Raw genomic sequence first — 15,244 nt, 5'->3', positions numbered from 1 at the left:
AACAATTGGTATTTACTTACAAAAAATAACATTTTTTAACATTAGTTTAGAAAAATAATAATTAATTTTACAACCTAGAAATCAATGAGATACAAAAATTTCAAAGATTTCAGATTGATTTTCTTTCACTGATTTATTAACCTAAAAAATGATTTTTTTGAGAAAATTTAAAAAATTTGTCGCTCATTTTTTTAGGGTTTTAAGTAACAAACCTCAATTAAAAGAGCAAATGATTTATGTGTTTGTCGAAACTTCAAAAAGAAAAAAGTAACACCTAAGGTTAAATGTTAGAATTGTATCTATAGTTAGTATAGGAATGATAACGATAAAAGAAGAAAAAAGTACTAATTCATACTTTCTAAAAGTTATTTTATAAAACCAATGGATTAGCCGTGAAATTCTTTTTTTGCTGTTAAGATAGGTACTTCAAATCATTTAAAAGACATACCATCAATGGGATAATTTCTAAAATTCGTAAAGTTATTGTTCTGAGATGGACTCGAATTATTTTATTTCTGTTTTTTTTTAATTACAATTTTTTTTAAAACTGAATAAAAAGCGAAAGGCTGCTTGTAATGAGCAGCCTTTTGTGTTATAATAATTTTGCTGACGCAAAATAAGTTCCAAAAAATAAAAATTCCAATGCATTTCGTTGAATCAGTCTTGGAGTTTGGATTTTAAAATATTAGGATTTTTAGGTTTTTATTCTTTTACCAGATAAATTCCATCGTCTTTTATTTCGATCAATTTTTCTTTATACAGAGATCCAATCGCTTTTTTAAATGATTTTTTACTCATTTTTAAAACTGTCTTAATATCTTCTGGATGAGAGTTGTCATTTAATCTAAGAAAGCCTCTGCTGGCTCTTAGCTCATTAAGAATTTTCTCGGCATTTGGTTCGATACTTTCAACGCCTTGCGGCTGAAGCGCAACATCAATTTTGTTATCAGGACGAATGGTTTTGATATAACCGCGCATTCTATCGCCAGTTCTTATTGAATCGTCGTAAACTTCATCTTTATACAAAAGTCCTTTATGCTGCTCGTTTATAATAACATTGATTCCCATATCGGTAATATGAGAAACAATTAAGTCAACTTCTTCGCCTTTTTCAACTGTTAAATTGTCGTTGCTCAAAAATTGATTCGTTTTACTTGAAGCCACAAGACGATTGGTTTGTTTATCCATGTACAAGTAAACCAAGTAGCGTTTTCCTTTTTCCATTGGACGCGCTTGTTCTTTGAATGGAACCAGAATATCTTTCTCCATTCCCCAATCCATAAAAGCACCCACATTATTGATATAATTTACTCTTAAAAGAGCAAATTCATTCAATAAAATATAAGGCACTAATGTTGTTGCCACAGGTCTCTGTTCATGATCAAGATAAACAAAAACGATTAATTCTTCTCCAATTTCAAATACTTTTGGTACATATTTGTTGGGAAGTAAAACATCGTGAACTCCTTCTGGGTCGTTCTCAGGATCTCCTAAAAACAAACCTACTTTGGTATCACGTAATATAGTTAGAGTATTGTATTTTCCTATTTCTAGCATTTTAAAAAATTTCTAAGCAGTTGGACTGCTAAGTTTCTGAGGCGCAAAGGTACGAAGTTTGGCGTGCTACTAAGAATTTAATTTAACAAATCTTGCTTTATAGAGAAAACAAAAAAATCCTTTTCAATAGAATATCAAAAAGGATTGTAGTTTTTAGATTAAATGCTTGAAATACTGCTTTAAAATCACATCGTTCTGGGCAGTCGGAGTAAAAATTTCCAGAATTCCGGGTGTATCATCTGAATTATATAATTCTCGCAAAGCATTTTCTAATGAATCGTTATCATTTGCCGTGAAATAATTCAATTGATACATCTTTGCCAAATGTTCTGCTGTCAGTTTATGCGATGTTTCAAAATAAGTATTAAAAACAGGCTTTTCCTGATGCCCTGGTAAAATTCTAAAGATTCCTCCTCCACCATTATTAATTAGAATAATTTTGAAGTTTTTAGGAATATAGGAATTCCATAAAGCATTACTGTCATATAAAAAACTAATGTCTCCCGTTACAAAAACAATTTGCTTTTGGTTTCCAACAGCTGCACCAATTGCAGTAGAAGTACTTCCGTCGATTCCACTTGTTCCTCTATTACAGAAAACTTCAATAGAATTATCAATATCAATCAATTGTGCGTAACGAATAGCAGAACTGTTACTGATCTGTAACATGCTATTTGTAGGCAATGATTCGATTACTTTTTCAAAAACTTTAAAATCCGAAAACTCTATTTTACTCAAATATTCTTTTCTTCTCTCTAATCTCGTTTGGTAAACCGTATCTACATTATTAAAATAATTACTTTTTACAAAAGATGTTTTTGAAAGCAGGTCTTTAAAGAAATCATTTGGTTTCATTTCAAAATGTTTTGTCAATGCTCCAAATGTATCATAAGCTCGTAAAGTATCAATATGCCAATGCTCTTTTGGTTTGTATTTTCGCAAAAAGCCTTTAATTCTTTTTGAGACAACCATTCCTCCAAAAGTTATTAAAACTTCAGGGTTAAATTTCTTAAAATCAAAATCATCAAAAGGCGTAATTAAAGTATCAATTGAATTAATAAAACTCTCATGATGAAGATTTGAAGTCGTTTCTGTAAGCACTACCACTGACAGATCTGAAGCTAAATTTTCAATAATTTCCTGATCAATACTATTAGCTTCATTAACTCCAACCAAAACCAATTTTCGTTTGGCATTATTCCAAACAGAAACAAATTCATCGCTGTTTTGTATAGTGCGAGGAAAATTTTCTGGATTTGGAACTGTGATTTTTGGTTTTACAGAAAGTTCTTCTGTGGTTTCATATAATGGTTCTTCGAAAGGTGCATTAATATGTACTGGACCTTTTTTAAGAATTGCTGTTTCAATTGCTAGATTGATTTTTAAATCATTTTCTTCTGATGCTTCTTCAGTTAAATTCGCATTAAAAACAGAATGATTAGCAAACACATTTTCTTGACGAATGGTTTGTCCGTCACCAATATCGATTTTACTTTGCGGACGATCGGCAGAAATTACTATTAATGGAATCTGGCTGTAAAATGCTTCAGCAAGAGCAGGATAATAGTTTAATAAAGCAGATCCTGAAGTACAAACAATAGCTGTCGGCTGTTTGGTCTGCTGTGCAATTCCTAAAGCAAAGAAAGCAGCACAACGTTCGTCTGCAATACTGTAACAAGTAAAGTTTGGATTTTGAGCAAATCCGATAGTTAACGGTGCATTTCTAGATCCTGGAGAAATTATGATATTAACAATGCCTTTGGCAGATAAAATTTCGATAATGCTTTGTGCAAGCGCTATTTTGGGGTAAATCATTACGGTCGCGTATTACTTTTTTAAAGAAAATCTTTTAGTCTGATTTTTCTTTATCTTGTTTACAAAGTTACAAACTTCACATTTGATTTATATTATAATTAGGAATATATTAAGGTTCTTTCTAGAAAAAGCGAATATATTTGTAAAATCGAATGATTAATAAAAGCCTTGCCTTATATGCGTTTCTTATTTATACTTTTTTTATCTGTTACTTTTCAAACTATTGCAGCACAAAATAAGTTTGTGCCTCTTGATGTTCCTTATAAAACAGCTTTAGAAAATGCAAAAAAAGAAGGAAAACCAGTTTTTGTAATGTTATATGCAGATTGGTGTCCGCATTGTAATTTAATGAAAACAGAAGTTTTAAGTGATCCAGCTATTATGGAATTTTTAAATAAAAATTTCATCTGCACTTATAAAAATATAGAAAAAGAGGAAGGAATCGCTTTAAAGAATCAATTTAATACAAAATCGCTTCCTACATTCTTATTTCTTGACAACAATGAAACGCTGATTTATGCGCTGAAAGGCGAAATGAAAAAGCCAGAATTTCTAAATGAATTAAATAATGCTTTAAAACCTCAAATGCAGTTGCCTCATTTAGAGAAACAGTTTCTTGCTGACCCTAGTAATTCTGATAAATTCTTTGCTTATCTGAACACTTTAAAAAAAGGAAAAGACAGAACAGAATTATCAATACCAACACATATTTATCTAAATACGCAAACTGACAAACAATTGGTAAGCGAATTAAACTGGCGTGTTATTGCAAATGGTGTAACCGATATTAAATCTAGAGAATTTCAGTATGTTATAAATCATCAGAAAGAATTTGCTGCTGTAGCTTCTCAAAGTCGTGTTGACAGAAAAATCGAAAGTATTGTAAATGAATTGCTTCGCCCTTTGGTTGATAATTTAGACACTATAAATTATTACAAACAAAGAGAAATTGCTAAATCTATTCGATTGCAAAAAACAGATTCTCTAGTTTTTAAATATGATTTAACTTTGGCAGAAAGAACTGAAAAATGGGATTTTTATAAAAAAGTTACGCTTGAAGATACTCAGAAATTAGTTTGGAACGATGCAAGCTTTTTGAAAGATATTGGAAACACTTATTTTAAGCATATCAAAGATAAGGAGAGTTTAAAAAAAGCCATTTTCTGGGTTGATCGCTCTTTAGAATTAAGCGATTCTTACGATGGAAATTTGCTTGAGGCCAAACTTTATAATAAAATAAAAGATAAAAAGAAAGCTTTAGAATATGCCAAAAATGCCAAAGCCATTGCAAAAGAAATGGACTGGAATTCTAAAGAAGCAGATACTCTATTAGCTGAATTAAACACCAAATAACCTGTAATAATAACCAATGAGCATTATTTTACGACCTGCAACGGCAAACGATTTACAAAAGATTCTAGAAATTGTAAATCATTCGATTTTACATACCACTGCAAATTACAGTTACGAAACCCAAACTTTAGAAGTTCAAACCAAATGGTTTGAAGATAAAAAAACCAAAAATCTTCCTGTAATTGTCGCTGATTTAGATGGTGAAGTGGTTGGTTTTGGAAGTTATGGACAGTTTAGAGAAAAAATTGGCTATCAATATACTGTGGAGCATTCTGTATATGTTGTTGACAATATTATAGGAAAAGGAATTGGCTCAAAGCTTTTAACAGAATTAATTCGTTTAGCAAAAGAACAAGGATATCACGTAATGATCGGTGCGATTGATGCTGATAACGCAGGAAGTATCGCTTTTCATGAAAAATTCGGATTTGTCGCTACAGGAACAATTCGCGAAGTAGGCTATAAATTTGACCACTGGCTGGATTTGGTTTTCATGCAGCTTATTTTAGTTTAACCGCAAAGTTCGCAAAGTATTTAAAACTCTGTTCCTTTGCCTCTTTGTACCTTTGAAACTAAAAAAAGCTCAAATTTGAAATTTCAAATTTGAGCTTTTTTTATGCTTTTTAGCTTTTAATCCAATTGATCACTTCAGGTTCTGTTACTAAAGTTTTTGGTTTAATTACTTTAACTAATTCCCCTTTTTCGTTGATTAGGTACTTTTGAAAATTCCATTCTACTTCAGAATCCTGTAAACCGTTTCTCGATTTCTCCGTTAAGAATTTATAAACTTCGCACATATCACTTCCTTTAACAGAAACCTTGTTCATCATAGGAAAAGTCACACCATAATTCTGTTGGCAGAAAGTTTCAATTTCCTTAGCTGTTCCAGGTTCTTGAGATGCAAAGTTGTTTGCAGGGAATCCAACAATTACGAAACCTTTATCTTTATACTCTTTATAAACCGCTTCTAAGTCTTTATACTGAGGTGTTAAACCGCATTTTGAAGCAGTGTTGACAATCATGATTTTTTTGCCTTTTAAAGAAGCAAAGTCAAAAGTATCTCCAGATAGATCTTCTACTTTAAATTGATAAATTGTTTCTTTTGCCATGGTTTTATCTTTTTTAGATAATTTGTTTGAACTAGTTTGAGCATTTAATCCTGTTACAGATAAAAGAGCGGCTCCAAATAGTATAAATAGTACTTTTTTCATCTTATAATTTTTTATAAAATTAGCTAAAATCCGTTTCACAAAACTATTTTGGATCTTTAATTTTTGCCAATCAAAAGTTAAATAAAAAATGAAGCCTAACGTTAATCAGACGTTAGGCTTCCCCCCATACAAACAAATCAAACCATGAATTAATTATTATGCAATCTTTTATAAATTATAGTTGATGACTCGGTTGTGTTCGAAAATTTCTTTCCCCCCAATATGTCAAATGGCTTTCAAAAAATCTTTTAATGGCTTGTATTGATGTAAATTTAAATCCTAAAATATCCGAAAGACATATTAAAAAAATCTTCGACCTGGAAGTCCGAGTACATCAACTATATAATATTTTCTCTTTTCTTATTTCTAACGAATTATTAATAAGCACGGCATTCTTTTGTGCATCGTGACAAAGTATCTTCTAAAAAATCCTTTTTAGTAAAAACAGATAATGCCAAAACTGTTGTTAATCCCACTATTAATATTTTGACTATTATTTTGCTATCCATAGGTCTTTAATAATATTATAACAACAGCTTTTTATGTTTTTGGTCACTTTGTCTAAGATCTTTCTGACCTTATTAAAAAAATTTACGTAATTGGATTGTTTTTGGTTTTAAAAAAATGAAAAAAAAATGCATTTTTTTTCGGAACCCTATATTTTCTTAGGTTTTGGACTATTAAAAAAAAAATGAAAAAATGAAGAAAAAATAAATTAACTTTATGACAGGTTAGCATATAACGCCTTAACTTTTAATGTTTAAACTTAAAAATCCAAATCTATGAGTCAAGAAGAACTGTTAGTTTTAATTTACAAAAAAGACGAAAAAGCTTTTACGCATTTGTACGATATGTACTCAAAAAGTTTATTTTCTGTCATTCATGTCTTAATCAAAAATCGAGAAGAAGCTGAAGATGTCCTTCAGGATGTTTTTGTCAAAATCTGGAAAAACATCGACACTTACAACGAAAGTAAAGGACGATTTTATACTTGGATACTTAATATCGCCCGAAACACTTCAATCGATAAACTTCGTTCTAAAGACTACAACAACGGTCAAAAAAACCTTTCATCAGATAATTTCGTAAATCTCTTAGACGAGAGTAATAAATTGAGCCATAAACTTGATGCAATTGGAATTCAAGAGTTTGTAAAAAAACTAAAACCGAAATGTATCGAAATAATCAATTTATTATTCTTTAAAGGATATACCCAGCAAGAAGCTTCAGAAGAATTGGCAATGCCACTGGGGACTATCAAAACTCAAAACAGAAACTGTATTAACGATTTACGTAATTATTTGAAGATATAATGGAAGCACAAGAATATATAGAATCAGGAATTTTAGAGCTGTATGTTTACGGTCTATTAAGTGAAAAAGAAAATCTCGAAATTGCCGAAATGGCAAAAAAGAACCCAGAAATGGATCAGGAAATTATCTCGATAGAAAAGGCTGTCATTGCGCTTTCTTCTAGCTTCTCTCCTTTCCATTCTGTAGAGAATTTCGAAAAAATTAAAGCTCGTCTTGAACTTAAACACGGAAAAGTAGTCGACATGAAACCAGCATCAAACTGGTCACAATATGTTGGTTGGGCCGCAGCAGTGCTGTTGCTTTTAGGTTTAGGATATCAGACTTTAGAATTGACAAAAACAAAAGAAGCGATTTCTACTGTTGGAAATGAAAAGAACAAAATTCAGCGCGAATATGCCTTCTTAGATCAGCAGAACAAGCAAACCGAGAAAAACTTGAGTATCGTAAGAGATATTAAAAATACAGGTGTAACTCTTGGCGGACAGGCTGTTTCTCCTGCTTCTTTTGCAAAAGTATATTGGAATAAACAGACTAAAACCACTTATATTGATGCGGCAGGTTTACCAACTCCTCCAAAAGGAATGGTTTATCAGGTTTGGTCTTTGAAGTTAAGTCCTGTTCTTACGCCAACAAGTATTGGTTTATTGGATAATTTTGAAGGAAATAAACAAAAAATCTTTGCTGTAGAACAAACGGATTCTGCAGAAGCTTTCGGAATTACTTTGGAGCCAGCCGGCGGTAGTCCAACTCCAACAATGGAACAGCTTTATACTTTAGGAAAAGTTTAAAATTAATCTTTTATAAAAAGCTAAAACGCATATTCTCTGTAATATGCGTTTTTTTATTATATTTAATTTACCAAAAACCAATTTATGAATGCAAACTTACTCTTGAGAATCGCTATGGCGATTATTCTCCTCACCCATTCTATTTCCGGAATGTTTAATAACGGCATTAATGATTTTGGAAATCTTTTCCTCAACCAAATTGGTTTTGCCCCGTATGGTGTATTCCTCGCTTGGAGTATCAAATTATCTCATGTTGTTGCCGCAATACTTTTATTAGCCAATAGATATATTAAACTTGCTGGCTTTGTTACCATTTTCGTTCTTATAATGGGAATTATTTTAGTTCACTTTAAAGAAGGTTGGTTTGTTGTTGGCGGCGGAAGAAATGGTGTTGAGTATAATTTTCTACTGATAATAGTTCTAATGGCAATTATGTATCCTAACGGTTTTCAAGTAAGTAATGAAAAAAAATAAAAAATATCACTTTCGAAAAACAGTTCTTTTTATCACTTTATTATTTAGTGGACTCATTTTCTCGCAGCATATTCCTGTTGATGAGTACAAATCTCTGAATAAAAGCGACAAGGGAATAAAGAAACTGACTGTAAAATTAAATGATACAATTTCAGAAGAGTATTACTTCGATCTAAATGGGATGCCTTATTTTTCAATAGAACGTTCCTATTTTATAAAGTATTATAAATATGACAATAAGAACAGAATTATAAAAAAAATTCAAGTTGACCCAGTCAGAGGTTTTAGTTGTGAGGAGGTAAAATATTTCAAAAACAAAACAAAAGTTTACTCTTATCTTACTGAAGATGAAAAAAAGTATCAACTTGAGCATGATCAATATTTAAAAAATAAAGCGAACGGAGTTGAATATACTATTGTTGGAAAAGATACTATTAGCATTGATGATGCTTATGCAGTAGTTGGGTCTGATGAAGAATATTATAAATACGCTAAAGAGGTTGCCTCTATTCATGACACCATAAGCATGTTTAATTCTTTTGCTTTCAAAAATTTAATAAAAGAACCTAAATATATTTCATTTTCAGCTGAATATGACAACAAGTTAAGGCCATTAAATGAAAAATACTTTAATTCAAGAAATAAAATCACTTCGGACAGAAAGTTTTATTATTCTGGCAATACTGTAACTATTGTCTCTAATACTGATATGATTGGAAAAGGCAAAATAGTACAGACTTTAGACTCCTCTAATAATATATTAACTGAAGTTGAAAAACAAAAAACTATAAAGTATAAATATGATAAAGGTTTATGTGTTGAAAAAAAAGAGTTTGAGGGTGATATGCTTGCGAACATAACTTCTTGTACATATAAAGATGGTCTATTAGAACAATATATATATGAAGATTTTCAGAATGGAGGAAAATTTATTACTAATTATGTTTATGATTCTAATAAAAGAGTAACCGAAACAATAAGCTCTTCTAATCATTCAAAACAAGTGTATAAGTATACTTATGACTATTATTAGTCTATTCAATTTTATTTCTAGAGAAAAGGGTATTTGCTAATAATTTTAGAACCAAAAAAACATAAAAAATGGAAATCATTTGCAAAAATTGTCATCAGATTTTTAAAGGTCATTATTGCAACAACTGCGGTCAGCCCGCAGAAACGCACAAAATAAATGCTCATTTTTTATGGCATGATATTCAGCATGGTTTATTGCATTTTGATAAAGGAATTTTGTATTCTTTAAAACAATTATTTACAAGGCCAGGACATTCAATCCGTGAATTTATTGAAGGAAAAAGAGCTCGTCATTTTAAGCCTTTATCTCTAGTTGTGGTTCTTGCTACACTTTATGGGCTTTTATATCATTATTTTCATATTGATACCTTTAATCATGTACAGGCTCCCAATTTAGATTCAGATTTTCTAAATGAATGGTTTGCTACGCACTTTTCATGGGTCACAATAACTTCTATTCCAATATATACTATTGGTACTTTTCTCGTTTTTAGAAATCAAGGCTACAATTTTGTAGAACTTTTTGTTCTTAATACTTTTAAAGCTGCTCAAAGAATTTCTGTACAGTTGCTGACAATTCCTGCTATGATTTTTCTAAATCACACATCACATATGCAACAGTATACCTATACAATGTATATTATTGGTGTGATTTTAATCTTTTGGACGAACATTCAGTTTTTTAATAAAATGTCTAAAATCAAAGCATTTTTCTTAACGCTTTTGAGTCATCTTATTTTTCTAATTTGCTTTTTCCTAATAACTGCTATTGTACTTCTCCTCTTTGGTAAACTTTAAAATTTGATATAAAAAAAGGCTCAACATCGTGTTGAGCCTTTTTTATGAATTAATAATTATTGCAAATTATCTATTTCTTTACTTTTTTAGTTTTATAGTATTTACGGTACTTTGGATAGGTTACCGCTCCAATTATAGAAATTGTAATCAAGCAGTAATAAATCCAGTTTAATGAATGTGCTTCTCCACTTGCGTAAGAGTGTAAACCAACTAAGTGGAAGTTTACTCCATAATAAGTAAATAAGATCGAAACAAAAGCATACATACTCATTAAATTAAAGAACCATTTTCCTCTTAAAGCAGGAACAAAACGAGCGTGAATTACAAAAGCATAAATCATAATCGAGATTAAAGCCCAAGTTTCTTTCGGATCCCATCCCCAGTAGCGTCCCCAACTTTCATTTGCCCATTGTCCTCCTAAGAAGTTTCCAATCGTTAGCATGATAAGACCAATTGTTAAAGACATTTCGTTGATATAGGTAATCTCTTTAATGTTAAGTTCCATTTTGGCTTTGTTTTTCTCAGTTGTAAACAAAATCAATAATAATGATACAAAACCTAAGATCATTCCTAATGCAGTTGGGCCATAACTACCTACAATAACTGCAACGTGAATCATTAACCAATATGAATTAAGAACTGGCTGTAAGTTTGCAATTTCAGGATCAATCCAGTTCAAGTACGCTGCCATTAAAATCATAGCAGTAACAAAAGCCGATGAAGCAACAGTTAATTTTGATTTTCTGTCGAAAGCCAATCCGAAGAACATAGTTGACCAAGCCACATATACAATAGATTCGTAAGCATTACTCCAAGGAGCGTGACCAGAAATATACCAACGTGCTATTAATCCTAATGTATGAAGCGCAAATAATAATCCAATTATTATGTGGAATGCATTTATTGTAATGCGAAGCCATTTTTTCTCAAAGAAAATATTGACAATAATAAAAATGAACATAAAACTTGCTGCTGTAATATACCAATACGGTAATTTCTGAAAGACGTCGTATTTGTTATAGGCAATTTCAGCATCAATTTTCTTCTCGCTTGGTCTTACTTTGGCTCCAAATTTCTTTTGAAAACCATTGATGCTTTCTACTAAATTATCAGCTGTATCAAAGTTTTTCGAAATAGAACCGTTATTCAGAGCACTAAAATATAAAGGCAGAATTTGTTTCACGTAAGTGGAATCCATTCCTTTAAATCCAGCTCCTTCACGCTCTAAATAAGAAACCCATTTGTGGTTTGGATCATTTGGAATAGGGAAAATCTTTAGAATACTTCCGCTTAAAGCAGACTCCATTAAATTTACCTTTTTATCGGTTTCAATAAAATCTTTCTCAAAACTATTTGGATTTGCTGCTTTATAAGCCGCATCTAAATATGGTGATAGTTTATAATTTCCCTGCTCATCAAAGAATTTTACAAACGGAGCATACTTATCTTTAGAATCAATACCAATAATTTTACGTATACTGTCATTTTTTGTGTTGATGTAAATAATAGGAACCTGAATCCAAACCTGAGCATATTGCGTCATAGACAAAAATACCTGATCAGAATTCATTTCGTTGTATTTGTCATCATGGCTTACTTTACGAAGTAATTCAGATGAAAACGTATTAATCGGCTTCATTCTACCTCCAGCGTCCTGAATAATCAAACGTCCAAATTTTGCTGCGTGCGCTTCCGGAGCTTTATAGATATTCAATAAAGAATCTAATTGCTTTTTGCTTGGTGGCGCAGTAACGTGATTCGCGTGATCATTAGGATCTGCGGAATGCTCGTGATCATGATCATGTGAGTGAACATGCGGTGACTGCTGTGCAAAACCGCTCAAACTCAACATTAAAACTAAAATCGTAATTAGTTTTTCTTTTTTCTTTTTAACAGCTTCAAGCTTACGTTTCAAATCGCCAAAACGAGAGTTCTTTGTAAACATAATTGCCATTAAACCGATATATAATAAAAAGTATCCCAAATAAGTAATGTTAGTTCCCCAGAAATCATGGTTTACAGATAAAACTGTTCCCTTTTCATCTGGATCAAATGAAGACTGGAAGAAACGATATCCTTTATAATCCAAAACGTGATTCATGAAAATATCTGCATCAAAAGTTTCTGTAGAATCCTGAACGGTAACTTTACTTTTAAAAGCAGAATAGCTTTTTTCTGTTCCAGGATATTTGTCGGCAATAAAATCATTTAAACGAATTTTAAATGGTAAAATATATGCTTTACTTCCAAAGAAAATAGAATATTCAATATTACCGATTTTAACCGTTTTAGCTTCTCCCACTTGACCTTTAGAACCAAAAACCATTACTTCTTTTTCTTGTCCTTCAGCTTTTACTTTAACTACTAAAGCGTCAGAATGAGATTTTGCTTTAAAATCATTATTCGATTCGTAATCTACTTTCCCTTTCATTGGAGGCTCTGGAAATACAATTCTAATATCTCCAATGCTGTATAAAGAACGCATCATTAAAGGCTGTACATTATCTTTTGTAACTTTTCCTTTAAATTGATCTGCCATTCGCATAAACTCACCTTCAAAAGGAGTTTGGATTGTATATTCTTTTCCAGTTGTATTGATGTTAATTGCACCGTCTGTCTGCTTATTTAAAGCAAATAAAACATTGTGAATGTTCTGAACTTCACCTTCTTTCAAGTAATGTTCTTCTCTTCCACCCGCTCCGGCTTCAACTAGTTTAAGGTATAAAGTTCCGTTTGGATCTGGCTTAACCACTTCTTTAGCTCCCATGATATAGTTTGAATAGGTAACTTCAAAAGGAGTTTCGTCGAATTTTCCTGAAATACTAAAATCATTATTGGTAACAGGAGAAAGCAAAAGACTTTTTTCAAAAACCCTTCTTTTCATTTCTCCTTTATATTCACCATCAGCAAAAATGGTTAGAAAAGTTTTATCTGAATACACTTGGTTTTCTGCCGCGCCTTCGCGAATTGGCATCATTCCTTCGTAACTAATATATCTAGTAATAAAAGCTCCTAAAAGAATAAAAATAAAAGAAAGGTGCAATAAAAGGCTTGCCCATTTTTCTTTTTTATGCAATTGATATTGTTTGATGTTTCCGAAGAAATTGATCACAAAGATGGCCATAATCGCTTCAAACCACCAAGTATTGTAAATTAGTATTCTGGCTGTATCGGTATTGTATTTACTTTCGATAAAAGTTCCAACACCCATTGCAATTGCGAATGTTAAAAAAAGAACGGCCATTAAACGTGTAGAAAACAAAAAAGAGAATATTTTTTTATCCATTTCTTAGGAATTACATTGTATAAAAGTGCGACAAAAGTACTTAAAAATGTTGATTAGCAGGCTTTGCCTTTTGTTAATAAAAACCAAAAATAAGGACTATTTTTTAAACGAATTGATAATATAGAAAGTTTAAACCTACAAAACAGATATGCTTTTTTTGAATAATTGTTTTTAGCTAAAAAGTGTTAGAATTCTAACAAAAACCACAAGACAATAAAAACCTCAAAAAAGCATTATCAATATTCAATAGTCTCCTGCATTAAAAAAATAATACTAATTTTGCTTTCATGATTCAGATAACAATAATCGGTTCCGGCAATGTTGCACAGCATTTGATAAAGGCTTTTTCTGCCAGCAAAATTGTTGAAATTAAACAGGTTTTTTCAAGAAAGAAAGAGAGTTTACTTCACTTAATTGATTCTGAAAAAATAGTTACGGATTACAGTCAATTACAATCAGCTGATTTACATATAATTTCAGTTTCAGACAATGCTATAACAGAAGTTTCAGAACAACTGCCATTTAATAATCAGCTGGTGGTTCATACCTCAGGAACATCCTCAATTGAACTCTTAAATCCGAAAAACCGACGCGGTGTTTTTTATCCACTTCAGACATTTTCTAAAAATAAAGAATTAAATTATTCTATTATCCCTTTTTGTCTAGAAGCAGAAAACACAGCCGATTTTAAGCTTTTGGAAACCGTTGCAAAAAGCATTTCTACAGCAGTTTATTCTATTAGTTCGGAACAGCGTAAAGCGCTTCATGTAGCAGCCGTTTTTGTGAGCAATTTTACAAACCACTTGTACCAAATCGGACAAGAAGTCTGTGAAGAAAATCAAGTCCCTTTTGCAGTTTTAAGGCCTCTAATTCAGGAAACTGCTGATAAAATCAACACACTCGATCCAATTGATGCCCAAACTGGACCGGCAATTCGCCATGATTCAAATACAATTAACACGCATCTGGCTTTTTTACAAGACGAAAACAAAAAAAATATCTATAAAATCCTAACACAATCTATACAGCATAATGGCAAAAAGTTATAAAGAAATAATGAATGACATCACAACCTTTGTTTTTGATGTAGACGGCGTACTTACAGACAGTTCTGTTTTTGTAACCAATGAAGGCGAAATGTTAAGAACAATGAATATTCGTGATGGTTTTGCGATGAAAGCAGCTATCGAAAGCGGTTATCATGTGTGCATTATTTCTGGCGGAAGCAATGAAGGTGTACGCATTCGCCTTCGCAATCTAGGTATCTCTGACATTCATTTAGCAGCTCCTGATAAAGTAAAAACTTTTAATGCTTACTGCGAAAGCAACAATATTAAGCCTGAAAATGTATTATACATGGGAGACGATATTCCTGATTTTCATGTCATGAAACTGGTCGGACTTCCTACCTGCCCTCAAGATGCGAGTCCAGAAATTAAAAATATCTGTCGATACATTTCGCACGTAAAAGGCGGACGTGGCGCCGCAAGAGACGTTATAGAGCAAGTGATGAAAGTGCAAGGGAAATGGATGGAATACTTTAACGGACAACACGATTAATTTAATTGTAAATTATTAATTGTGAATTGTGAATGTTTTTTTCTCATAATATTCAGT

13 protein-coding genes are annotated in these 15,244 nt (G+C 31.6%); 9 read left to right on the top strand and 4 right to left on the bottom strand.

Features of this window, described 5'->3' with window-relative positions:
- Window positions 1-702: 702 nt before the first annotated feature.
- Window positions 703-1,557: a CvfB family protein gene (locus AC5ZCW_RS00315; RefSeq protein ID WP_496117133.1), complete on the bottom strand. Its 855-nt coding sequence runs from the start codon at window positions 1,555-1,557 to the stop codon at window positions 703-705.
- Window positions 1,558-1,710: 153 nt separating this feature from the next.
- A complete protein-coding gene (menD, locus tag AC5ZCW_RS00310; protein ID WP_496117131.1) occupies window positions 1,711-3,372 on the bottom strand; it encodes a 2-succinyl-5-enolpyruvyl-6-hydroxy-3-cyclohexene-1-carboxylic-acid synthase in 1,662 nt (553 codons plus the stop codon).
- A 177-nt stretch (window positions 3,373-3,549) separates the two neighbouring features.
- Between menD and AC5ZCW_RS00305 the strand changes: the two genes are divergently transcribed.
- Window positions 3,550-4,725, top strand: coding sequence for a thioredoxin family protein (locus tag AC5ZCW_RS00305; protein WP_496117129.1), 1,176 nt, complete (start codon window positions 3,550-3,552; stop codon window positions 4,723-4,725).
- Between the two features lie 16 nt (window positions 4,726-4,741).
- The gene (locus AC5ZCW_RS00300) at window positions 4,742-5,239 is read left to right on the top strand and encodes a GNAT family N-acetyltransferase (protein ID WP_496117127.1); all 498 of its coding nucleotides are present in this window, start codon (window positions 4,742-4,744) and stop codon (window positions 5,237-5,239) included.
- Window positions 5,240-5,348: 109 nt separating this feature from the next.
- On the opposite strand, the gene AC5ZCW_RS00295 is transcribed toward AC5ZCW_RS00300, so the two are convergent.
- A complete protein-coding gene (locus tag AC5ZCW_RS00295; protein ID WP_281632671.1) occupies window positions 5,349-5,936 on the bottom strand; it encodes a glutathione peroxidase in 588 nt (195 codons plus the stop codon).
- Window positions 5,937-6,718: 782 nt separating this feature from the next.
- Here AC5ZCW_RS00295 and AC5ZCW_RS00290 point away from each other — a divergent pair.
- The 5 genes from AC5ZCW_RS00290 to AC5ZCW_RS00270 all read left to right on the top strand — a co-directional run bounded on the left by AC5ZCW_RS00290 (window position 6,719) and on the right by AC5ZCW_RS00270 (window position 10,341).
- Entirely contained in the window at window positions 6,719-7,249 is a 531-nt protein-coding gene (locus tag AC5ZCW_RS00290; RefSeq protein WP_281632672.1) for an RNA polymerase sigma factor, read from the top strand.
- Window positions 7,249-8,037 carry an anti-sigma factor gene (locus AC5ZCW_RS00285; protein ID WP_343544043.1) on the top strand — a complete coding sequence of 263 codons (789 nt, stop codon included), beginning with the start codon at window positions 7,249-7,251 and terminating at the stop codon, window positions 8,035-8,037. Before AC5ZCW_RS00290 ends, AC5ZCW_RS00285 begins: the two co-directional genes overlap by 1 nt.
- A gap of 84 nt (window positions 8,038-8,121) precedes the next feature.
- Window positions 8,122-8,511 (top strand): DoxX family protein, encoded by a 390-nt coding sequence (locus tag AC5ZCW_RS00280; RefSeq protein WP_496117124.1) that lies wholly within the window; start codon window positions 8,122-8,124, stop codon window positions 8,509-8,511.
- Window positions 8,498-9,544, top strand: a complete 1,047-nt coding sequence (locus tag AC5ZCW_RS00275; RefSeq protein WP_496117122.1) for a hypothetical protein — start codon at window positions 8,498-8,500, stop codon at window positions 9,542-9,544. The genes AC5ZCW_RS00280 and AC5ZCW_RS00275 overlap by 14 nt, the downstream gene beginning before the upstream one ends.
- 68 nt (window positions 9,545-9,612) lie before the next feature.
- Window positions 9,613-10,341, top strand: coding sequence for a DUF3667 domain-containing protein (locus tag AC5ZCW_RS00270; protein ID WP_496117120.1), 729 nt, complete (start codon window positions 9,613-9,615; stop codon window positions 10,339-10,341).
- A gap of 70 nt (window positions 10,342-10,411) precedes the next feature.
- Here AC5ZCW_RS00270 and AC5ZCW_RS00265 read toward each other — a convergent pair whose 3' ends face one another.
- On the bottom strand, window positions 10,412-13,627 hold the full coding sequence (locus AC5ZCW_RS00265; protein WP_496117118.1) for a cytochrome c biogenesis protein: 3,216 nt from the start codon (window positions 13,625-13,627) through the stop codon (window positions 10,412-10,414).
- A 287-nt stretch (window positions 13,628-13,914) separates the two neighbouring features.
- Between AC5ZCW_RS00265 and AC5ZCW_RS00260 the strand changes: the two genes are divergently transcribed.
- Window positions 13,915-14,676: a Rossmann-like and DUF2520 domain-containing protein gene (locus AC5ZCW_RS00260; protein WP_496117116.1), complete on the top strand. Its 762-nt coding sequence runs from the start codon at window positions 13,915-13,917 to the stop codon at window positions 14,674-14,676.
- Window positions 14,660-15,187, top strand: a complete 528-nt coding sequence (locus tag AC5ZCW_RS00255) for a KdsC family phosphatase (protein ID WP_496117114.1) — start codon at window positions 14,660-14,662, stop codon at window positions 15,185-15,187. The genes AC5ZCW_RS00260 and AC5ZCW_RS00255 overlap by 17 nt, the downstream gene beginning before the upstream one ends.
- Window positions 15,188-15,244: the final 57 nt, after the last annotated feature.

Source organism: Flavobacterium sp. PLA-DH12 (genome assembly GCF_059511845.1).
Note: the sequence above shows the minus strand (reverse complement) of the source record. Positions and strands in the feature narration are given on the sequence as shown.